Origin of the sequence: Salinadaptatus halalkaliphilus (genome assembly GCF_006543045.1) — an archaeon.
GTDB classification, from domain to species: domain Archaea; phylum Halobacteriota; class Halobacteria; order Halobacteriales; family Natrialbaceae; genus Salinadaptatus; species Salinadaptatus halalkaliphilus.
In genome coordinates this window covers 1-20292 of record NZ_RBZW01000020.1, presented here as the reverse complement: position 1 = coordinate 20292, position 20292 = coordinate 1, and the positions used below count along the sequence as shown (strand labels likewise).

The 20292-nt window shown below is 62.8% G+C and carries 17 protein-coding genes; 10 read left to right on the top strand and 7 right to left on the bottom strand.

All coding sequences use genetic code 11. The features are described 5' to 3' along the window. Positions 1-133: 133 nt before the first annotated feature. Positions 134-997: a sulfurtransferase gene (locus D8Y22_RS07225; protein WP_141464039.1), complete on the bottom strand. Its 864-nt coding sequence runs from the start codon at positions 995-997 to the stop codon at positions 134-136. Between the two features lie 284 nt (positions 998-1281). Here D8Y22_RS07225 and D8Y22_RS07220 point away from each other — a divergent pair, with 284 nt between their 5' ends. Together D8Y22_RS07220 and D8Y22_RS07215 are read left to right on the top strand one after the other, a co-directional pair. Beyond that, positions 1282-2076 (top strand): sulfurtransferase, encoded by a 795-nt coding sequence (locus D8Y22_RS07220; protein ID WP_141464038.1) that lies wholly within the window; start codon positions 1282-1284, stop codon positions 2074-2076. Positions 2077-2141: 65 nt separating this feature from the next. Next, on the top strand, positions 2142-2717 hold the full coding sequence (locus D8Y22_RS07215; RefSeq protein ID WP_141464037.1) for a carboxymuconolactone decarboxylase family protein: 576 nt from the start codon (positions 2142-2144) through the stop codon (positions 2715-2717). A 43-nt stretch (positions 2718-2760) separates the two neighbouring features. Here the strand turns inward: D8Y22_RS07215 and D8Y22_RS07210 are convergent, their stop codons facing one another. Next, a complete protein-coding gene (locus tag D8Y22_RS07210) occupies positions 2761-3894 on the bottom strand; it encodes an AI-2E family transporter (RefSeq protein WP_141464036.1) in 1134 nt (377 codons plus the stop codon). Between the two features lie 79 nt (positions 3895-3973). On the opposite strand from D8Y22_RS07210, the gene D8Y22_RS07205 reads away from it, so the two are divergent. The 3 genes from D8Y22_RS07205 to rio1 all read left to right on the top strand — a co-directional run bounded on the left by D8Y22_RS07205 (position 3974) and on the right by rio1 (position 6734). Next, positions 3974-4960, top strand: a complete 987-nt coding sequence (locus D8Y22_RS07205) for a pentapeptide repeat-containing protein (RefSeq protein WP_246084376.1) — start codon at positions 3974-3976, stop codon at positions 4958-4960. Between the two features lie 93 nt (positions 4961-5053). After that, entirely contained in the window at positions 5054-5815 is a 762-nt protein-coding gene (locus D8Y22_RS07200) for a GNAT family N-acetyltransferase (RefSeq protein WP_141464035.1), read from the top strand. 49 nt (positions 5816-5864) lie between these two features. Continuing rightward, complete coding sequence (gene rio1 / locus D8Y22_RS07195) at positions 5865-6734, top strand: serine/threonine-protein kinase Rio1 (protein WP_141464034.1); 870 nt, start codon at positions 5865-5867, stop codon at positions 6732-6734. A gap of 52 nt (positions 6735-6786) precedes the next feature. Here the strand turns inward: rio1 and D8Y22_RS07190 are convergent, their stop codons facing one another. Next, on the bottom strand, positions 6787-8490 hold the full coding sequence (locus D8Y22_RS07190) for a histidine kinase N-terminal 7TM domain-containing protein (protein ID WP_141464033.1): 1704 nt from the start codon (positions 8488-8490) through the stop codon (positions 6787-6789). Between the two features lie 366 nt (positions 8491-8856). Between D8Y22_RS07190 and D8Y22_RS07185 the strand changes: the two genes are divergently transcribed. After that, a complete protein-coding gene (locus tag D8Y22_RS07185) occupies positions 8857-9360 on the top strand; it encodes a metallophosphoesterase (RefSeq protein WP_141464032.1) in 504 nt (167 codons plus the stop codon). 18 nt (positions 9361-9378) lie between these two features. On the opposite strand, the gene D8Y22_RS07180 is transcribed toward D8Y22_RS07185, so the two are convergent. Next, entirely contained in the window at positions 9379-10260 is an 882-nt protein-coding gene (locus D8Y22_RS07180; protein ID WP_141464031.1) for a DUF5518 domain-containing protein, read from the bottom strand. Positions 10261-10424: 164 nt separating this feature from the next. Next, a complete protein-coding gene (locus D8Y22_RS07175; RefSeq protein ID WP_141464030.1) occupies positions 10425-11600 on the bottom strand; it encodes a CaiB/BaiF CoA transferase family protein in 1176 nt (391 codons plus the stop codon). 164 nt (positions 11601-11764) lie between these two features. Here D8Y22_RS07175 and D8Y22_RS07170 point away from each other — a divergent pair, with 164 nt between their 5' ends. The 3 genes from D8Y22_RS07170 to D8Y22_RS07160 all read left to right on the top strand — a co-directional run bounded on the left by D8Y22_RS07170 (position 11765) and on the right by D8Y22_RS07160 (position 15546). Continuing rightward, positions 11765-12322 (top strand): KH domain-containing protein, encoded by a 558-nt coding sequence (locus D8Y22_RS07170; RefSeq protein ID WP_141464029.1) that lies wholly within the window; start codon positions 11765-11767, stop codon positions 12320-12322. Between the two features lie 243 nt (positions 12323-12565). Next, complete coding sequence (gene thsA, locus D8Y22_RS07165; RefSeq protein ID WP_141464058.1) at positions 12566-14230, top strand: thermosome subunit alpha; 1665 nt, start codon at positions 12566-12568, stop codon at positions 14228-14230. A 317-nt stretch (positions 14231-14547) separates the two neighbouring features. Beyond that, positions 14548-15546 carry an ornithine cyclodeaminase family protein gene (locus D8Y22_RS07160; RefSeq protein ID WP_141464028.1) on the top strand — a complete coding sequence of 333 codons (999 nt, stop codon included), beginning with the start codon at positions 14548-14550 and terminating at the stop codon, positions 15544-15546. A gap of 16 nt (positions 15547-15562) precedes the next feature. Here D8Y22_RS07160 and D8Y22_RS07155 read toward each other — a convergent pair whose 3' ends face one another. Further along, complete coding sequence (locus D8Y22_RS07155; protein ID WP_141464027.1) at positions 15563-16318, bottom strand: YqjF family protein; 756 nt, start codon at positions 16316-16318, stop codon at positions 15563-15565. Between the two features lie 191 nt (positions 16319-16509). Between D8Y22_RS07155 and D8Y22_RS07150 the strand changes: the two genes are divergently transcribed. After that, a complete protein-coding gene (locus D8Y22_RS07150) occupies positions 16510-17412 on the top strand; it encodes a transcription initiation factor IIB (protein ID WP_141464026.1) in 903 nt (300 codons plus the stop codon). A gap of 75 nt (positions 17413-17487) precedes the next feature. Here D8Y22_RS07150 and D8Y22_RS07145 read toward each other — a convergent pair whose 3' ends face one another. Further along, positions 17488-20133 (bottom strand): AAA family ATPase, encoded by a 2646-nt coding sequence (locus D8Y22_RS07145; RefSeq protein WP_141464025.1) that lies wholly within the window; start codon positions 20131-20133, stop codon positions 17488-17490. Positions 20134-20292: the final 159 nt, after the last annotated feature.

Here is a 20292-nt window from a genome sequence, read left to right as displayed (position 1 = left end):
CGTCCGTCTCGCCGTTCTCTGTGGGTCGGCTAGCCTCCCCGCTCCGGCTCGAGGCCTCGATCAGTCGTCTGCCTCGCCTGTTCCGCGGGTCGGCTTCCCTCCCCGCTCCACTACGAGACGGAGTTTGCTTCGCTCACTCCGCCTCGCCCTTCTCTATCGGTGCGTTGACCAAATTCCCCCACTCGGTCCAGGAGCCGTCGTAGTTGACGGTGTCCTCGTAGCCAAGCAGTTCGTGCAGGGCGAACCAGGCGACCGACGAGCGCTCGCCGATGCGGCAGTAGGCGACGGTGGTCTCATCGCCGTCGATGTCCTCCTCGGCGTAGAGCTCCTCGAGTTCGTCGCGGTCCTTGAAGGTGCCGTCGTCGTTCGTGACGGCGGCCCAGGAGATGTTCTTCGCGCCGGGGATGTGACCGCCGCGCTGGGCGGTTTCCTGGAGCCCTGGCGGGGCGAGGATCTCGCCGCTGAACTCCTCGGGCGAGCGCACGTCGACGAGGGGAACGCCGCGGTCGATCGCGTTCTCGACGTCCTCGCGGTAGGCGCGGATGCTCTCGCGCGGGCCCGCGGCGTCGTACTCGACGGCCGAGAAGTCGGGCTTCTCGTCCGTGGTCGGATACTCGTTTTCGAGCCAGTACTCGCGGCCGCCGTCCAGCAGAGACACGTCCTCGTGGCCGTAGTACTTGAACTGCCAGTAGGTGTAGGCGGCGAACCAGTTGGAGTTGTCGCCGTACAGCACGACGGTCGAATCCTCGCTGATGCCGTGTTCACCCAGCAGCTCTTGGAAGTCCTCCTTCGAGAGGATGTCCCGCGTCGTCTGGTCCTGAAGCTGGGTCTCCCAGTTGAACCCGATCGCACCGGGCGCGTGTTCGTCCTCGTAGGCCTCCGTATCGACGTCGACCTCCACGAGTCGCAGGTCGGCATCGTCGTCCTGGAACTCCTCGAGTCGGTCTTCGACCCAGTCAGCCGTGACGAGTACGTCGTTGGCGTAATCTGTTGCCATACCCGATCCAAGGACCGCCAATAACATAGTGGCGACCGTACCGGACAATTCGGACGCTGGTCGACTCTCTCGGAGAGGGTTGCCGCTACCACGGACGGACGACTGTCGCTATTTTCGAGACGACGGGCTGTTGTCGGCGAATTGTCGACTCGACCGTCGTATGACGGGACAGAGTGGGGCGCAGTTGCCGCCTAGTTGCAGAAAATTTTGCCCCGACCCCGACCTCGAGGGGAGACGTGCCGGGACCGGTGTCTTCTGAACGATCCAGCGGTATCCTCGAACTAATGGACGAATCCATCGTCGTCTCTCCAGATTGGCTCGCAGCGCACCTCGAGGACCCCCAGGTACGCGTCGTCGATGTCCGCGACTCCTGGGAGTTCGACGGCATCGGTCACGTCCCCGGTGCCGTCAACATTCCCTTCGACAGCTACCGCGACGAGACCGACGTCGACCGGGGTACCTTACCCGGTGCCGAGGCGTTCGCGGACCTGCTCTCGAAAGCCGGAATCAGCCCGGACGACACCATCGTCGCTTACGACGACACCCACGGCGTCTTCGCCGCGCGGTTCGTCCTCACCGCCCTCGAGTACGGCCACGACGACGTGCGACTGCTCGATGGCGACTACAGCGCCTGGAACCGCGAGTACGACACGACGAGCGAGGAGCCCGCCCTCGAGCCGACCGACTACGAACCCGCCCCGCTCACCCGCGAGGAGAGCCCGCTGATCGATTTCGAGGACGTCGAATCAGCCCTCGAGCGCGACGCCTGTTTCGTCGATACGCGGGCGAGTGACGAGTTCGAGGAGGCTCGCCTGCCCGGTGCCGTTCGTTTCGACTGGCGCGAGGTCGTCGACGACGAGCGCCGGCGACTGAAACCCGAGGCCGAACTCGAGGACGTGCTCGCCGAGTACGGCATCACGCGCGATCGGGAGATCGTGCTCTACTGCAACACTGCGCGCCGGATCAGCCACACCTACGTCGTTCTCCGGGCACTCGGCTACGAGACCGTCGCCTTTTACGAGGGCAGCCTGACGGAGTGGCTGGCACACGATGGCGATGTCGAGACGGGGCCAGTCTGAGACGGATCGATAACTGACCGGGCACTGAACGTTGGGTATATCGTCCTCGAGTGTCCTGCGTTCGTATGGCGCGCATTCGATACGCCGATCCATCGGAGTTACCGCCGGAGAAACGAGACTTGCTCGATACGTTGTCCGACGCCGATCCCGAGGCGCGCGACCACTCCCTCGAGGGCGGGACGCTGAACGTCTACCGGACGCTGGGGCGCAACGTCGACGTGCTCGAGGGCTTTCGAGAGTACGGCGGCGTCGTCTGGGAGGCGGGCGGGTTGTCGGCCCACGAACGGGAGACGGTCATTCTGTCGACGGCCTACTACGCGGAGACGGCCTACGAGTGGCATCAACACGTCCGCGTCGCGTTAGACGAAGGGATGGATCCCGAGGCGATCCTGGCGATTTCGCGCGAGGAGACGGATCGGCTCCCGGCCGACCGGGCGACGTTGGTTGCATACGTCGAGCGATTCGTCGAGGGCGATGTCGACGACGACCTCCACGAGCAGGTGGCTGCCCACTACGACGAGGAGACGATTCTCGGCGTCAACGCGCTGGCTGGCTGTTATCTCGGGCTCGCACGCTTGCTTCAGGCGCTTGATGTCGACCTCGAGCAGGAGTTCGTCGGTTGGGATCTCGAAAACCTGTAGCGGTCGTCGTGACCGTGCCGGTAACTCGGTACAGTAATCCGTATCAGTCCTGATTCGCGGGGACGTGTTGGGCCTCGCTGACGGGTTCGGCGGCGGGGTCGGCTGGCGGAGTGGGCGTAGATTTGGGGTCGGCGCCGAGCAGTCGCGGCAGTGCGGTGTCGGCGAAGGTCAGGCCGAGAACGAGGATGATCGGGGCCAGAAAGAGCCCGTAGAAGCCGAAGACGACCGGACCGAAGATGTACGCGAGCATCAGGAGGCCGACGTGGGTTCGCTTGCCGCTCAAATACGGACGGAGGACGAGGTCGGGAATGGTATCGACGATGACGACTGCCAGGGCGAGAAAGCCGACGATGTAGACGAGCATGGCGAAATCACCGCTGAAGTAGATCGGGACCGATGCCGCAATCGCGACGGGGACGTAGACGATTTTCATGCCGACGACGGGGATCAAACTCGCGATACCGGTAAGCGCACCGGCGAGGGCGGGATACGGAACTTCGACGGCGCTTGGCACCGCGAGATTGTAGCTCATGAACGTCACGACGGCGATCAGCGAGATGAGGATCACGTTCAACAGGTTGCCAAAGAGGACCGCCTCGAGTTCTTCGTCGGCGGCCTCTAAGTACTCGCGGACGATAGCATCGTCGTCGAATCGAAGCAGCCACTCGTGAAGTTTCGAGCCGTCGATCAGCAGGTAGTAGGTGATGACGACGGTGATCAACAGATTCAAGACGAAACTCGTCGCCGCACTGGTCAACACGGCGGCGTGGTCGATGCCAAAGTCGATGATCGGATCGAAAGTGCCGGATTCGTACGCACCGTACAAGCCTTGTAACGTGAGCTCGGGCGGATTTTCGAGCGCTTCGAACCAGGTAATTTCCTCGGGAATCATCTCGGCGACTGGATACTCCACGAGGAAGTTTCGCGATTCGACGACGAGCAAGACGACGGTGTAGCTAAGCAGTGCGAGCAACGGCAACGCGAGAAAGGAGATGACGAGTGCCGCCCGCACTTTGTCGGGAAGGTGTAATCGCTCGAGACTCTTGTAGAAGCGACGCGTCGAGTAGTAAAGAAAGATGGCGACGGTCAGTGCTGCGATGAACCGATAAGCGATGTACGTCGTGACGGCGGCTACCGCAACACCGAACAACGTCACGACGGTGCGTTTTTCGTTCATTTGTTGTTACAGTGCCATCTCTCAGAATTTCAAATAAATGAACCGGTCGGATCGGCGCCAACCGTCGACGATCGTCTCGATGGGACGATACTCGCGACATCTGGCCCACACCGACCACAATACATTTAGAAGGTGGGTGTCTGTCTCCGGTGACGACGACTTCCAGATCATGCGACCGATCCGTCCCGACTCGAACGCCGCATCTGCATCCACCAGACGCAGTCTGTTGCACCGCGTTGGAACTGTCGCCGCCGCGGGAGCACTGACCAGCCTCGCCGGTTGTCTCGAGGGTCGCCCCATCGGCAGCGAGACGTCGTGCAACGGCCATACAATCGAACCGGGTGTCGATCTTGCCGGCGCTGACCTGTCGGGGTGTGACCTCTCTGGAGCCGATCTGACAGACGCCGACCTCTCGGGAGCCGACCTCTCAGAGACGGACCTTTTTCTGGCCGATTTCGAGGGCGCCGACCTCACGGAGGCGAACCTCGAGGGCGCTGCGGTGGTCGCCAGCACGCTCTTCGATGCGGACGTCCAGGGCGCAACGTTCTCGGGTGCCTCGTTCGCCGGGGTCGATTTCAGCGGTGAGTCGTTCCCGGACGTTGACCTCTCGGGGGCGGATCTGTCGGATACGGACGTTTCGAACGCCGACCTCTCGGGGGCCGACCTCACGGATGCCGATCTCACGAACGTGACGTTCGACGGAACGGACCTCTCGGGGGCCACTCTCGCGGGAACCGATCTGACCGAAGCGGACCTCTCGAGTGCGACGCTTACCGGCGCAACCGTCGGCAGTCTCGACCTCTCCGATGAAGACCTCGCGGGGGCGGACCTGGTCGAGACGGATCTGACCGAAGCGGACCTCTCGAGTGCCGACCTCTCGGGTGCGGATCTCACGGACGCGATCCTCCACGACGCGGATCTCGCCGCGGCGGATCTGTCGGATGCGACGCTTCGTGGGACGGACTTCGAGGGTGCGGATCTTCGGAACGTGAACCTTTCGGGTGCGGATCTCACGGGGGCAACCTGGCACGACGGTCGCCACTGTGAGACTGAAGGCTGTTTCTGAACCGAGGCGGGTGGTTCCGACGTGATCGAGGTGTGTTGGCAAGCGCTCGAGCGTGGGTGACAGTTATGGTCGTGGGGATAGTTATCAGTACCCATGCAGCTCAGCGATCCGATCGCGATCGACGGGACCGAGCGGGCACAGATCTACGAGTACGTCGAAGCCCACGGCGCAGTCGATCGAGACCGGGCTCGAGCGGAGCTGTTTCCGGCCGATCCGCCGGGCGAGCCCCAGCACTCGCGAGCGTTTCGCCACAACGTCGCGATCCTCAAACGTGACGGCTATCTCGAGGAGGACGACGACGGCACGCTGCGCATCGCCATCGAGCGCGCGGACGACCACGAGGAGTTGACGGCCGACGATGTCACGGTGACGATCAGAGCGGCCCGCCAGGAGGATCTCGCCGGGATCGTCGGCGCGATGCGACGCGTCGTCGAGGAACTGACCTACATCGAAGCCGAAACCGTCGCCGACGAACTCGACCACGACGACGTCTTGCTTCGGCACAACGCGTTCGAATCCCGGATGTTCTTCGTCGCCACCGTCGAGGACGAGGTGGTCGGCTGGGCGCACCTCCACGTGCCCACCCTCGAGAAGTTGAACCACACCGCCGAACTCACCGTCGGCGTGCTCGAGGGCTATCGCGGCATGGGTATCGGTAGCCGCCTCCTCGATCGCGCGCTCGAGTGGACCGAGTCCAACGGCCTCGAGAAGGTGTATCAGAGCGTTCCTGCGACCAACGAGGAAGCGATCGCGTTCTTCGAGTCCCGCGGCTGGCGAACCGAGGCGACTCGCGAGCGCCACTACAAACTCGGCAACGAGTACATCGACGAGGTGATGATGGCGATCGACTGTTAGCGCCAGGAGACCCAGCACTTTACCCGTCTGCCCGACTACGTGTGTGTAGATGGAACAGGGACCGGAGTACGGGCTGGTCGACGAGTCGGAGGTCGAGACGCCGGGCGACGAGTGGGAGGAGATCGACGTCAGCGACACGGAGGCCGACCGCATCGCCCGCAAGCGTGATCGCAAGTTCGAGCAGTTCCAAGAACGGATCAAGGACGCGGACCAGTTCAAAGTCGAGCAGTCGGTGTTCGACGACGCGACATTCGCCGCGCTGTACAAACTCGTCCAGGACGGCTACGTCGAGGCCTTTGGCGGGCCGCTCTCGACGGGCAAGGAGGCGAACGTCTATCACGCGCTCGGCGACGACCGCGATGTCGCGGTCAAGGTCTACCGGATCAACGCCTCCAACTTCCGGCAGATGCGCGACTACCTCGAGGGCGACCCGCGATTCGAGGGGCTGGGCGGCAAGAAGAAAGACGTCGTCCTCGCGTGGACCAAAAAGGAGTTCGCGAACCTGCGCCGTGCGAAACAGGCCGGCGTCCGCGTTCCCGAACCGATCGCCGCGGAGCGCAACGTCCTCGTCATGGAGTACATCGGTGACGACGACGGCCGCGCCAAGCGACTCGGCGAGGTTCACATCGAGAACCCCCAGACCGCCTACGAGGTCATGCGCGAGTACATGCACCGGCTCTACTCGGCCGGCATCGTCCACGGTGACCTGAGCGAGTACAACGTCGTCTTCGACGAGGGCCAACTCGTCATCATCGACGTCGGCCAATCCGTCACCGTCCACCACCCCAACAGCCGCGACTTCCTCGAGCGAGACTGCGAGAACGTCGCGAGTTTCTTCTCGAGACAAGGCCTCGAGACCGATCCCGACGAACTGCTCGCGTTCGTGACCGATCCGGAGCCGGATCCGTCTCGAGACTGATCGGACGGTTGTAGTCACGGACTCCGCGCCCGCTGATCCGACGGTCGACACGTTACTCCGCCCGCGGCAGTTCGATGCACACTCGCGTCCCGCCGAGTTCGGGATCGTCGTCGATCCGTACCGAACCGCCGGATTTGCGGACGACGAGTTCGACCATCCAGAGCCCGATTCCGGAGCCGTGCTGGAGGTCGGTTTCTTCGCCAGCGTCGAGGGTCTCGATCTCGTGAGGGTCGATCCCCGGGCCGTCGTCCGCGACGACGAGTTCGATGGTGTCGTGTGCCGTCCGCGCTCGAACGACGATGTGGGCCGAACCGGCTCCGTCGTAGTGGACGATAGCGTTCTGGATGAGTTCCTCGAGCGCCCGTCCGACGCTCGGGTGTGCCGAGACGGTCACGCCGGCGGCCACGTCGGTGTCGATCTCGACGCTCGGGTGCTCGCTCGCATAGGTTCGAGCGTAGCGCGTGACGACGGGCTCGAGCCGGACCGACTCGTCGCCCGTCTCGACGTCGATGATCGTCTCGAGGGCTTTCGCGTTCTCGCTGTGGCGCAGGATCCGGTCGGTGTTGGCCAATATTTCGTCGATGTGGTCGTCGAACCGCCCGTGGTCAGTCTGCTCCTGGACGATCTCTGCGTGCCCGCGGAGGATCGTCAACTCGTTTCTGATGTTGTGTCTAAACACGCGAGAGAGCACCTGTTTGAGCAAGTCGAGCTCCTGCTCTCGCTCTTTGAGCGCCGTGATATCGCGCAGAAGCAACAACGTGCCGGTCGCTCTGGTTCCCTGCTCGATCGGCCGAACGTCCATCGAGAAATGCCGTCGCTCTCCGTCGGCCTCGAGGCTGATTTCGGTTCCGGTCGTTTCTCCGCGTTCGTACTGCTCGAGGACGGCAGGATGATCGCCACAGATCGACTCGAGGTCGTTTCCGATGCAGTTGCCCTCGATGTCGAACAGTGTCCGCGCAGCCGGGTTGACATCGACGATGGTGCCGTCGGTATCGACCGAGACTAACGCGTCGGCCATCGTCTCGACGGCTTTTCGCCGGCTGACCGGTGCGAGGGCAAACAGTTGGTACCGAAAGAGCGCGAGCCCCCAGAGCACGGCCGTGACGAGGAACAGCACCGGCGTCAGGTCGACGAACGGCGGTACGGCGTCGACGTTCCTGAAGAGATACGTATTGAGCGCACCGGGAAAGCCGATGGCCCAGCCCGCGATGAGCAACAGCAACTGCCGCCGGTGGTCGCCTACTGCCGATCGCAGATCCTGCGCGAGGAGGCCGGCGGGAACCATGACGAGCGTCACCGCGAACCCGATGTGGACGATATACCACGGCCCGAGCACGAACTCGGCGATTCCGGCCGGATTCGACGGCGTCTCCGGTGCCAACACGAGATAGTGCCACGGGTTCGTGGCGGTGAGTACGACCGTTACCACCGGAACGACACAGAGTATGGCAAGCCACGACCGCGGTATCCGCACCCGTTCCCGCCGCGTATACTCGACGACGAGCAGCGGCCAGCCGAGGATAACGAGTATCTGAAAGACGTGTCGAATCGTCGTGTTGACGAACACCGGTGCGATCTGGACGGGCCAGGTGAGCAAGGCGAGTTGGACGGACCAACCGGCCATCCCGAGTTCACAGAGAAAAAAGCCTCGAGCGCCCGGCTCGTCACGCTTTCGAAACGCGTAGGCAGCCAGGCCGCCGATCGGGACGGCACAGATCAACATGAGAAACGTCACCGATTGTTCTGCGCTCGTCATTCCCAATCCCAACCGGACCAGTGTGTTCAGAACAATTATAGGTAGTGGGCGTTCGGCGCTGGACTCGCTCGAGCGGCCCGTATCGCGGACTCCTCGATCAGAACCGATCCCGTCTTTCGATTCATACTGTTGGACAGAACTATTCAACGATCGATCGCAGTACTGCGGCCGTCACCGTAAGGACGGCCGCGAATTCGCGACCGACGTTTCACTGACTTCTGTCCGACAGTATCAGGACGGGACACCCAGTTCCCTCGGATCGGGAGTGCGGCGAGAAACTCGAGTCGAGACAGCCCACAGGCGATACCGACGAGCGCCGGCACCGGCCCCCGAACGCCTTAGTGGATCGCCCGCACGCGAGTACGTATGAATATCGGTATCATCTCCGATACGCACGACAACGTCGAGGCGATCGAACGAGCGACCGAAATCTTCGCCGAGGAAGGCGTCGAGATCGTTGTCCACTGCGGCGACTTCATCGCGCCGCTGATGGTCCCGTACTTCGGCGAATTCGAACTCCACGGCGTGCTCGGCAACAACGACGGCGACGTCGCGAACCTCGGGGCGGCCTTCGACTCCCTGGGCAACGAAAGCGAACTCCACGGCCGGTTCGCGAGCCTCGAGTTCGACGGGCTCTCGATGGCGGTCCTCCACGGCGAGCAGAAAGACGAGGTCGAGGCCATCGCCGCCGGGGAGACGTACGATTTCGTCTGCTATGGCCATCATCACGAGCGCGAACGCGCCGAGGAGGGTCGGACGACGGTGATCAATCCCGGCGCGCACGTGCTCCCGAAGTCCGAGGAGGATCGAACGGTCGCGATTCTGGACACCCTCTCGGAGTCCGTCCGGTTCCGGTCGGTTCGGGAGTAGGGGTCGGCCTCGAGTCTCCTACGCCCGTCGAGTGGCTCGGTGGCGAAAGACGAGGTAGACGACGGCGACGACCCAGAGGGCGGCGACGAAGCCGTACGTACCGTCGCCCGATGGGCTGACCGACTCCCGACGGAGGGCGTCGACGTAGACGAGCGCGTAGACGGCAAGCGGCGTGCCGACGTAGGCCCACACGTTCGGTACCCAGTCGGCTCGTCCAGGCCGAGGCGTCGTCGTCTCGACGAAGAGACACACGAGCGTCACGATCGCCAGCGGGACCAGCACGAACAGTCCGAGGAGCATGCCGCCGAGCACGATGCCACTCTCTGGTCGCACCACGAACACCACACCCAGTACGACGGGTACCACGACAGCGTAGCTGACGACGGGGAGCCACCATCGCGAGGACTCGAGTCGCGACGCCCCGTGCTGTTCGTCGGCGAACTCGGCGTCATTACGACCGCGACCTCTCCGAGCGAGTCGCGTCCGGACCCACCCACTGAGCGCCGCACTCGCCGTCGTCACCAGTATCGCGAACCCGGCACCGAGTCCGATCGTGAGCGGGGTCGCGACGACGGTGAGGGCCGTCATCTCGAGCGAGGCAGATTGCACCGCGACGATCGAGTTCGCGAGGAAGATGACGAGGACGGCCACCGAACCGGCGATACCGGTCCACAGCCCCGCGCGAGAGCTCGCCGTCGGTCGATCGCTGTACAGATAGCCGACGAGGAGGCCGGCCACGAGCAGCGGCTCGCCCGCAATCGATCCGCCGACGACGGTGTCGCTCGAGACGGGCTCGAGGGAGAGCGCGACCGTGAACGGAACGGTTGCCAGCCCGATGAGGAGCGCGAGTCGTACCGACTCGCCGGGCAGCTGCTCGTGGAGGGAACGAAGCGGGGACATACCGTCCACTCGCTTGCGACCGATGATAAAGCTATTGGGTATGTGTCATGATTGCGGTGGTCGACACGACGATTGGCGCCGTATCGACCTCGAGCCAGCGGCGAGTCGCGGCTGTCGTCCGATCGGTTCGGGTGTCGCCGTCACCGATCGAGCAGGACACCCCCTCACCGATCGGGCAGTACGCCCCGTTCGATCAGTTTCTCGATCCGCTCTTGCTCGTAGCCTAGGTCGACGAGGATGTCGGCCGTCTGTTCACCGACCGCGGGCGGCTCGTCGTCGAACGTCGGCCGGCCGTCGGTCGTGCGGTAGGGGAGCGTCGCCGTCTGAATCGTCGTCTCGGCGATCGGGTTGTCGGTCTCGGTGAGCATCTCGCGGTCGCGGACGTGTGGATCGTGATCGACGACCTCGCCAATGTCTCGGACCGGTCCAGCCGGGATATCGTGGGAGTGGAGCCGCGCTAAGAGTTCGTCTCGATCGTCGGTTTCGAACGTCGCCTCGAGTTCCTCCCGGAGTGCCTCGCGGTGCTCCCAGCGGTCGTCGATCGTCTCGAAGCGATCGTCGTCGGCGAGGTCCTCGCGGTCGATCGCCCGGCAGAATCGCTCGAACATGAGCCCGCCGTGGAGTTGGACCGGCTGGCCGTCGCCCGCGTAGTAGAGTTCGTTCGGTGCGGTTCCCTCGTACCCCGAGCCGGCCCGCTGGGGAACGGTGTCCTGTTGGCTGTACTGGGCGACGAACGGCGACATCCACGAGAACGCGACGTCGAACAACGAGACGTCGATATACTCTCCCGCCCCCGTTCGATCGCGCTGTCGTAGCGCGGCTAGAATTAGCGAGGCGGCGTAGATGCCAGTTCCGCGGTCGATCACCGATGTTCCGACCCGGACGGGGGGTCGATCCGGGTAGCCGGTACAGTGCATGATCCCGCTCATCGCCTGGACGATCGGATCGTAGGCCGGTCGATCACTGTAGGGCCCCGACTGTCCGAATCCGGAAATAGAACAGTAGACGACGTCCTCGTTCGTCTCGCGGACGCTCTCGTCGTCGAGATCGAACCGCTCGCTGACGCCCGGCCGAAAGCTCTCGAGGACGACGTCGGCTTTCGAGGCCAGTTCTCGAGCGATCTCGGCTCCCTCCTCGGTTTTCAGGTCGAGGCTTACCGACTGTTTGCCGGCGTTGAACGCGGCGTACATCGTCCCGTCGGCGATCGATCGCACGGGGTCACCGCCCGGCGGTTCGACCTTTACCACGGTCGCGCCGAGCGAACTGAGAAACTGCGTACAGGCCGGACCAGCGATTACCTGACTGAAATCGAGAATGTCGACATCGTCGAGTGCGTTCATGGGTTTGTGTTCACACACAACCAAAAGACCGTTTCCACAGCGGCGATCCGTGAACCGGTCGTGTGAGCGGTCTGTTTTCGGTTTGCTGCCACGCTCGAGTCTGCCAACGATGCTCGAATCCCGCGGACCAAGCGCTTAACCTCACGCAGCAACTACCGGGGAGCATGCAGCACGTGAAGATTCCGCAGGACCGCATCGGCGTTCTCATCGGCGAAGGTGGCGAGACGATGCGCGAGATCGAGTCCGAAGCCGAGGTCCGACTCGACATCGACTCGGAGAACGGCTCCGTCGCCGTCGAAACCGTCGGCGACCCCGTCCGCGGGCTCAAAGCCCCCGATATCGTTCGAGCGATCGGCCGTGGCTTTCCACCCGAGGCAGCGCTTCGACTGCTCGAGAACGACATGATATTGTTCGATACGGTCGACATCGACGCTGCCGCGCGTAACACGAACGATATGAAACGCAAGAAAGGTCGACTGATCGGCGAAGGCGGCCGAACGCGGGAACTCATGGAGGAACTGACGGGTGCCGACGTCGTCATCTACGGCTCGACGCTCGGCATCATCGGCGGCCCCGAGCAGGTCGACGCCGTCCGAACCGCTGCGGAGATGTTGTTGGACGGTGCGCCCCACGGTGCCGTCTACTCGTTCTTAGAGGAGCGACACAACGAGATGAAACATCAGGGCCTGGAGTACCACCGGTTCCCCGGCGGGCAGTCCTGACGCTCACTCGCGACCGCTGTTTTGATCCGCGGATTTCTCTCCCGAGATGTCGACGCTTCGAGCCTCGAGGGTTCACCTTCCGGCGTTGTACGGTGCTCGTCACCTGATGCAGTTCGCCCAAACCCGTCCGTGGAGCCTCGAAACCGGTATCGTGCTCACGTCTGGTGATTCGCTCGGCCTGCGTAGCAAAAGATTTATATAGAATCACAAACAATCATTCGTCTGACTATGGCACAACAGCAGATGGGCAACCAGCCCCTTATCGTTCTCTCCGAAGACAGTCAGCGCACATCCGGGAAAGACGCACAGTCGATGAACGTCCAGGCCGGCAAGGCCGTCGCCGAGTCTGTCCGTACCACGCTCGGTCCCAAGGGTATGGACAAAATGCTCGTCGACTCCTCGGGTAACGTCATCGTAACCAACGACGGCGTCACCCTGCTTTCCGAGATGGAGATCGATCACCCCGCCGCCGACATGATCGTCGAAGTCGCCGAAACCCAGGAAGACGAAGTTGGCGATGGGACCACGAGTGCCGTCGTCGTCGCCGGCGAACTGCTGAGCCAGGCCGAGGATCTTCTGGAGCAGGACATCCACGCCACCACCCTCGCTCAGGGATACCGTCAGGCCGCCGAAGAAGCCACAGAAGTCCTCGAGGAGATCGCCGTCGACGTCGATGCCGACGACGACGAGGTTCTCCACCAGATCGCCGCGACGGCGATGACCGGCAAAGGCGCTGAAAGCGCTCGTGACCTGCTTTCGGACCTCGTCGTCCAGGCCGTCCAGACCGTCGCCGGCGACGATGGCGTCGACACCGACAACATCAAAGTCGAGAAGGTCGTCGGCGGCTCGATCGAGAACTCCGAGCTCGTCGAAGGCGTCATCGTCGACAAAGAGCGCGTCTCCGACAACATGCCGTACTTCGCCGAGGACGCATCGGTCGCCATCGTCGACGGCGACTTAGAGATCAAAGAAACCGAGATCGACGCCGAGGTCAACGTTACCGACCCCGATCAGTTAGAGCAGTTCTTAGAGCAGGAAGAACAACAGCTCAAGGAGATGGCCGAAGCGGTCGCCGACGCCGGCGCCGACGTCGTCTTCGTCGACGGCGGCATCGACGACATGGCCCAACACTACCTCGCACAGGAAGGCATCATCGCCGTCCGCCGCGTCAAGGACAGCGATCAGAGCCAGCTGGCCCGCGCAACCGGCGCCACGCCCGTCTCGACGGTCGACGATCTCACCGCCGACGATCTCGGCGAGGCCGGCAGCGTCGCCCAGAAAGAGATCGCCGGCGACCAGCGCATCTTCGTCGAGGATGTCGACGACGCCCAGGCCGTCACCCTCATCCTCCGCGGTGGCACCGAACACGTCATCGACGAAGTCGACCGCGCCATCGAGGACTCGCTGGGCGTCGTCCGCACCACTATCGAGGACGGCAAAGTCCTCGCCGGCGGCGGCGCACCCGAAGTCGAGCTCAGTCTCGCACTGCGTGACTACGCTGACTCCGTCGGCGGCCGCGAACAGCTCGCCGTCGAAGCCTTCGCCGACGCCCTCGAGATCATCCCACGCACCCTCGCCGAGAACGCCGGTCTCGATCCCATCGACTCGCTGGTCGAACTGCGTGCCGACCACGACGGTGGTAACGAGGCCGCCGGCCTCGACGCCTTCACCGGCGACACCATCGACATGGGTGAGGAAGGCGTCTACGAGCCCCTCCGCGTGAAGACCCAGGCCATCGAATCCGCCACTGAAGCGGCCGTCATGCTGCTTCGCATCGACGATGTCATCGCAGCCGGCGACCTCGCCGTCGCCGACGACGACGATGACGAAGAGATGCCCGGCGGCCCAGGCGGCGGCATGGGCGGCATGGGCGGCGGTATGGGCGGTGGCATGGGCGGCATGATGTAAAACGAAGTTTTGCTCTCCGGGCGCGGCAAGCCGCGCCCTCGGCAAAAATTCGATTAAAAGCACTCCTCCCTCCGTTCCGGCCCGAAGGGCCGTCACATCGGTCGTCGGCCCGCTCGGGCCTACGGCCCTCACGGTGGGAAACGGCACACTACCACTCGAGTCGCCGTTTATCGACTCGAGTCGGCCCATATCGATTCCACTTTGCTCGATCTTGCTCCGAGGGATTCGTCGTCGTTCGACAGCCGCTCCTGTCGACGGAGCACTGTTTCGTCCGTCGATACAGGCGAGTTAAGTGTCTTCCCGCAAAATTCGCCAGTATGAACACGCTGCTTCTGGACAGCGACGACGTCGACGAGTACGCCGCCCTCGGCGATGTCATCGATGCGGTCGAACAGGCCTTCGGGGCGTTCGAGCGCGGAGACACACAGATGCCCGCGAAGTCCTACATCGAGTTACCCCAGTACAACGGTGACTTCCGGTCGATGCCAGCGTACCTGGATACGGGCGCGTGGGATGCGGCGGGGCTGAAGTGGGTCAACGTCCATCCCGACAATCCTGTCGATCACGACCTGCCGACCGTGCTCGGGACGATGATCTACTCCGATCCGGAGACCGCCTTTCCGCTGGCGATCATGGACGGGACGACGCTCACGATGAAACGCACCGGCGCCGCCTCGGCCGTCGCCACCGACTACCTCGCGATCGAGGACGCCTCGAGTCTCGGTATCGTCGGCGCGGGCGTCCAATCCTACACGCAACTCGAGGCCATCAGCGAGATTCGCCCGATCGAAGACATCGTCGTTTCGGATCTCGACGAGGAACGAGTCCAGCGCTTCGTCGATGCGTACGACGACCGCTTCGACGTTCGAGCCGGCTCGATTGCCGACGCCGGCCACTGCGATATTCTCACGACCGTCACGCCGAGTTCGGAGCCGATCGTCGGGGCGGACGATGTCGCCGGTCACACCCACATCAACGCCATCGGTGCCGACGCCGCAGGCAAACACGAACTCGCAGACGCCCTCCTCGAGACGGCGACCATCGTCATCGACGATCACGAACAGTGTACCCACTCCGGTGAGATCAACGTCCCATACGGCGAGGGCGTGCTCACCGACGCCGACATCGACGCCGAGATCGGCGAACTGGTCACCGGCTCGAAACCCGCTCGCACGACCGACACCGGCGTCACCGTCTTCGACTCGACTGGGCTCGCGATTCAGGACATCGCCGCGGCTCACGTCGTCTACGAGCGTGCCCTCGAGGCGGGAGAGGGCCACCCGTTTGACCTCGTCGGTGCCGGCGATTCGACCTAACACGACGGTCGATCTGTTAGATACGACGCGGTATCGACCCCGTCATTGACAACTCGTCGGCGTAGTGGACGATTGGATCGTCTGTCGGCGTCGGTAAGCCGTTAGCTTCGAACATCGTATTCTCGTGGATCGTCGCGGTCGCCGGCTGGAGCGGCCAGGGATCGTGTGCGATTTCGCCAGTGAGGACGTTTTTCCCACTCGGTGCGTAGAATCGTCGCCGTTCGGTGAGCCAGTACTCGAGCGTGCCCGGGTCGGGCGCGAACTCCTCACCGGCCGGCCCGTACGTCGCCGAAAACCTGGCAGCCGGATCGAACGTCGGATCGATAGCCGAGCGCGTACTCGAGAACACGACCTGTCTCTCGTCGGCACCGACGCGCATACGGGCGTTCCTGACGGGCAGGCGCGTGCCCCGCCCGACGAGCGCCGACAGCAACGAATTTCCCAGATCGATACTCAAAAAGAACAGTCCCGGATCACCGCGATGACGGACGTACGTTCGAACGTTGAGTTCTGCGAGGGCCGTCCGAAGGATCGACGGCGTGCCACGAATACCCACGTTCGTAAGGACGAACGGCAATACACTGATCCACGCCGAGCCGTCTTTTGTCTCGATAGACAGCTGATCGGGGACGTGTGGCCGTACCTCCTCCGGATCGACCGGCCAGTGTGCGAACAGTCCGTGACGCCACGTCATCGACGCGATATGGGGTGTACTCGGTGTGGATCCGCCCCCAAATCGCCACCTGGCGGGCTCCGTGCGCTGGCGACTCATCTTGGTATCACGCGTCACTGCTACCCGGTATACCTCGAGCAGCGACATAAAAGGAATAGCCGACTGTCAGCTTCGGTGGTGGTTTCGCCCGATTTTGGCGTCCCGCTCTCGAACCACAGCTTGTGCTTAATTTCATCACCAATAGTTTAAATACAATTGGGGGGATACACTGTTTTGGGTGATAATTACCGATGGCAGAATTGGATTCGTCTGCGATCTGCCCCGAGTGTGATGGACGCTTGCGGGAGCAGGGTTCTGAAACAATCTGCGAAGACTGTGGATTCGTCGCCACTGAGCGCGCGCTTGACCGCGGGCCCGAGTGGCGCTCGTTCGATGGCGAGGAAACGGATCGGCGACGAACCGGTGCCCCACTGACCCGCTCGAGACACGATCGCGGCCTTTCGACCGAAATCGGGTACGGAACCGGTACCGACTCGAGTTACGACACTCGCCTGACCGGCAGAAAGCGCCGACAGATCGCACGGCTCCGGCGTGAACACAACCGGGCACGAATCTCCTCGAAGGCCGAACGGAACCAGGTCTATGGCTTCGCCGAAATCAGACGAATTACCGCGTTGTTCTCCCTTCCGGACTCGATTCGAGAGCAGGCCTGTTCGCTGTTCGACTCCGCACAGGCCGAAAATTTGTTGCAAGGACGGTCGCTCGAGGGGTTTGCGGCTGCCGTCGTCTATGCAACCTGTCGGACCCACTCGATCGCACGTACCGTCGACGAAATAACTGCCGTCGCACGTGCAGACGAGCCCGAACTGCGAGCCGCCTACGACGCGTTGAACCGTGAACTCGGCCTCCCAACGGGACCGATCGATCCGACCCAGTATCTCCCCCGCTACGCCTCGAAACTCGAGGTCTGTGCCGCCGTCGAACGCCGCGCCCGCGAACACGCAACTCGACTACTCGAGGATGGTATCGTCGGCGGCCGCAATCCCAGCGGCGTCGCCGCGGCCTGTCTCTATCAGGCGGCAAGCGAACGCGAAGAGTGGGCGACACTTACGCAGGCGACCGTCGCCGACGTCGCTGGCGTCGCGCCGGTGACCATCCGGTCGACGGTCACCGATCTCAGGGAGCGTTCATAACACGACGGGACGACGAAACGGCGACTCGAAACGATCGAAGCGACCGCGACGATCCCGTTCGGAGGTCCGCGATCGCTACGTCGTTCGCAGGCTATCCGTACTCGGCTCGTAGACCTCGCCTTTCTGTTTCAACTTCTCGATCTCGTGTTCGGCCTTCGAGTGGTCCATGCCGATCTCTTCGGCCCGATCGAGGACGATGTCGACCGGTGCGCCGTCGTCGTACTCTTCCTCGATGTCGGCGATGAGGCCCTTGATGTTCTTGATCCGATCGCGCTGGGATTTCGAGGTTCCCGCTTCGACGATATCCGCGTCGAACTCGCCGGTTTCGGGATCGACACCGATGTCTTGCAGACAGGAGCGGACGATCTCGATAACCTGCTCGGCGTCGGATCGATCGACCGTATCCGACAGTCGCACGCGGGCACTGGCCTCCGAGAGTCGTACCAGCGCCTCGAGTTTCCGGGCGGTGACGGGAACGGCGGCGTCCTCGTCGGTCCCTTTCGAACGCAGATCGACGTAGAAGTCCCGAATCGCCTCGCGCGCTTCTTCGGTCATGCGCGGGTGGCAGTTCTGCTTGGCGTAGGCGATGTACTTGCGCAGCAGTTCAGCGTCGATCTCGGGATCGACCTGGTCGGTCATCTCTGCGATCTCTTCGGCGCTGACCTCGAGCGAGGACATCTCCTCGCGCTGTGTGGTCAACTCGCCGGCGTAGTTGGTCGTGATAATGTGTTCGGCGAGGTTCTTGTCTTTCTCCTCGTCGGGTTCGTCCGTCACTGTAAAAATCAGGTCGAATCGGGAGATCAGCGCCGGCTCCAAGTCGATCTGCTCGCTGATCGGTTCGTAGTGATCGAACCGGCCGTACTTGGGGTTTGCTGCACCAAGCAAGGAGCACCGAGACTTGAGGGTGGCGTTGATGCCGGCCTTCGAGACGGAGATTTTCTGTTGCTCTAAGGCCTCGTGCATGGCAGAGCGGTCCTCGGAGTTGTGGACGATCATCCCATTGGCGATGAAGTTGTGTGTTCCTTCGACGGTGAGGTCGTAGACGTACTCCCGGCCGTCGCCGTCGATCCGCCGAACCTCGACGATTTCGGTCGGTTCGACGTCTCGGCGACTCGAGTCTGACGGCTGTTCGACGGTCACTACACCACCGTCTGCAGCGACCGAGGGCCGGTCAGATGGGGCCAGCGTTCGGTCGCCGACCTCGAGATCGCCCGCGCTCCGTTCGGCGATCGATCCGTTCTGCGAGACGAAGAACGGGTGGTCCGATGTCGACCGGAGTTTCTGCCCGTCCTCGGTGGTGATTTCAACAAGTTCCGAGGGGGCTTCGTACTGGTGAACGGCAGTGACTGGTCGTGTGACGATCGTTCCGGCGTTGGTCATCGTCCGGACGGAAAGATCGACATCTCGGATCGTTCGGCCGTTCTCGAGTTCTTCGACCGAACCATCCGCCACTGCGTCACGAGCTATGTCCCATATCTGTCTGTTCCCATTCTGTGTTTGAACTACTGTTTCACCAGTGACACACCGCATCTTGTCGAGCTCGTCGACTGCAGCGATCCCCTGATCGGCGAGCACGAGCGCACCGGCCTCGAGCGTCCACTGTTGTCCGTCCCCGAAGTCGTCCCTCACAGCTGCCGCGGTAAGTCCGGCCGAACTGCTACCTTTACCAGAGGTATACACAGAGCGAGGTGCAATATTTTGTATATATCCTAACATTTGGGACTTGCCAGTACCAGGATCCCCTATAAGGAGCATGTGCAGGTCCCCCCGAATGCGCGAGCCGTCCGGCAACTGCTTCGTGACGCCGGAAAACAGTTGCAGAATCATCGCGAGTTTCTCCTCTTCGTAGCCGTAGATCGAGGGCGCGATGGAGGCGACCATTCGCTCGTAGACGTCGTCCTGGTTCGAGATCTCGTAGATGCGTTTTTTGTCCTCTTCGGTGATGTCCATGTCCTCGAACTGCTCTTCGTCGATGTCGACGGACATTCCCTCCATGTAGAAGTCGAAGACGGGGGATTTGTCCTGGCCGTCGCCCTGTTGCTCGAGGCGGAGGACGCCGGTCGCGGAGACGTGGTCCCCAGGGGTAACCTCGCCGGTGATGTCGTCTTCGACGTGGATGTCGAGTGCCTGGGGGGTCTCTCCGCCGCGCAGACCTTCGGGGCTTTCCTGAATGCGAAGCTTCTGCGAGTCGACGAACTCGGATTGGTCGAAGTTTACCCGGAAGGGGCCCTGGCGCTCACACCCCTGGCACTCGTGGGGTTCCTGGAAGTCGCCGCTGGATTGGGGGACTCGCGTGAGGGTCCCACAGAGTTGGCACTCGAAGGCGGCTTCCTCGATTTTCGGTCGCACGTCGGTGGCCTTCCGGACGATGCCGTGTACCTGGACGAGCGAGTTCATGTCGCGCGCGCGAATCTCCCGAATTTCCGGCGTTTCGGTTTCGGGGAGGTTTCGCAGGCGGACGTGGGCCTGGCCGAGGCTGACATCGATCGGCAGATCGTACAGTCGCAGCGCCTCCTCGGCGTAGCGCTGGAGCTGTTCGGGCTGGTTCAGGAAGTCGTCCGCGAGGTCGGGATCGAATCGATAGAGGTCCTGCCAGTCGACCCGCAGCGACCGCTGTTCGTTCGGATATCGCTGCGCAAGCTGTTTGATCTCGTTGTCGTAGTAATCACGGAAGAACTGCTCGAACGCGTCGACGAGTTCAGCATTGTCCGCTTGCGCCATTGCCATGACGTAGGGCCGTCACAGGGTATAAATGGTCGCAAAGCGCGGCGAAACTGGAGCGAACGCATCTGTTCTAGTTTAGTGGCGGAGTGAAGTAGCATCTCAGCGGAGACTGTACCTAATTGGGAAGCTATTGGCTAAGAGACTGGGTTTGCTGGA

Excerpts from the sequence above, each read along its gene's own strand:
- D8Y22_RS07225 (WP_141464039.1), bottom strand. The coding sequence starts at position 997 with ATGGCAACAGATTACGCCAACGACGTACTCGTCACGGCTGACTGGGTC.
- D8Y22_RS07220 (WP_141464038.1), top strand. The coding sequence starts at position 1,282 with ATGGACGAATCCATCGTCGTCTCTCCAGATTGGCTCGCAGCGCACCTC.
- D8Y22_RS07215 (WP_141464037.1), top strand. The coding sequence starts at position 2,142 with ATGGCGCGCATTCGATACGCCGATCCATCGGAGTTACCGCCGGAGAAA.
- D8Y22_RS07210 (WP_141464036.1), bottom strand. The coding sequence starts at position 3,894 with ATGAACGAAAAACGCACCGTCGTGACGTTGTTCGGTGTTGCGGTAGCC.
- D8Y22_RS07205 (WP_246084376.1), top strand. The coding sequence starts at position 3,974 with ATGGGACGATACTCGCGACATCTGGCCCACACCGACCACAATACATTT.
- D8Y22_RS07200 (WP_141464035.1), top strand. The coding sequence starts at position 5,054 with ATGCAGCTCAGCGATCCGATCGCGATCGACGGGACCGAGCGGGCACAG.
- rio1 (WP_141464034.1), top strand. The coding sequence starts at position 5,865 with ATGGAACAGGGACCGGAGTACGGGCTGGTCGACGAGTCGGAGGTCGAG.
- D8Y22_RS07190 (WP_141464033.1), bottom strand. The coding sequence starts at position 8,490 with ATGACGAGCGCAGAACAATCGGTGACGTTTCTCATGTTGATCTGTGCC.
- D8Y22_RS07185 (WP_141464032.1), top strand. The coding sequence starts at position 8,857 with ATGAATATCGGTATCATCTCCGATACGCACGACAACGTCGAGGCGATC.
- D8Y22_RS07180 (WP_141464031.1), bottom strand. The coding sequence starts at position 10,260 with ATGTCCCCGCTTCGTTCCCTCCACGAGCAGCTGCCCGGCGAGTCGGTA.
- D8Y22_RS07175 (WP_141464030.1), bottom strand. The coding sequence starts at position 11,600 with ATGAACGCACTCGACGATGTCGACATTCTCGATTTCAGTCAGGTAATC.
- D8Y22_RS07170 (WP_141464029.1), top strand. The coding sequence starts at position 11,765 with ATGCAGCACGTGAAGATTCCGCAGGACCGCATCGGCGTTCTCATCGGC.
- thsA (WP_141464058.1), top strand. The coding sequence starts at position 12,566 with ATGGGCAACCAGCCCCTTATCGTTCTCTCCGAAGACAGTCAGCGCACA.
- D8Y22_RS07160 (WP_141464028.1), top strand. The coding sequence starts at position 14,548 with ATGAACACGCTGCTTCTGGACAGCGACGACGTCGACGAGTACGCCGCC.
- D8Y22_RS07155 (WP_141464027.1), bottom strand. The coding sequence starts at position 16,318 with ATGAGTCGCCAGCGCACGGAGCCCGCCAGGTGGCGATTTGGGGGCGGA.
- D8Y22_RS07150 (WP_141464026.1), top strand. The coding sequence starts at position 16,510 with ATGGCAGAATTGGATTCGTCTGCGATCTGCCCCGAGTGTGATGGACGC.
- D8Y22_RS07145 (WP_141464025.1), bottom strand. The coding sequence starts at position 20,133 with ATGGCGCAAGCGGACAATGCTGAACTCGTCGACGCGTTCGAGCAGTTC.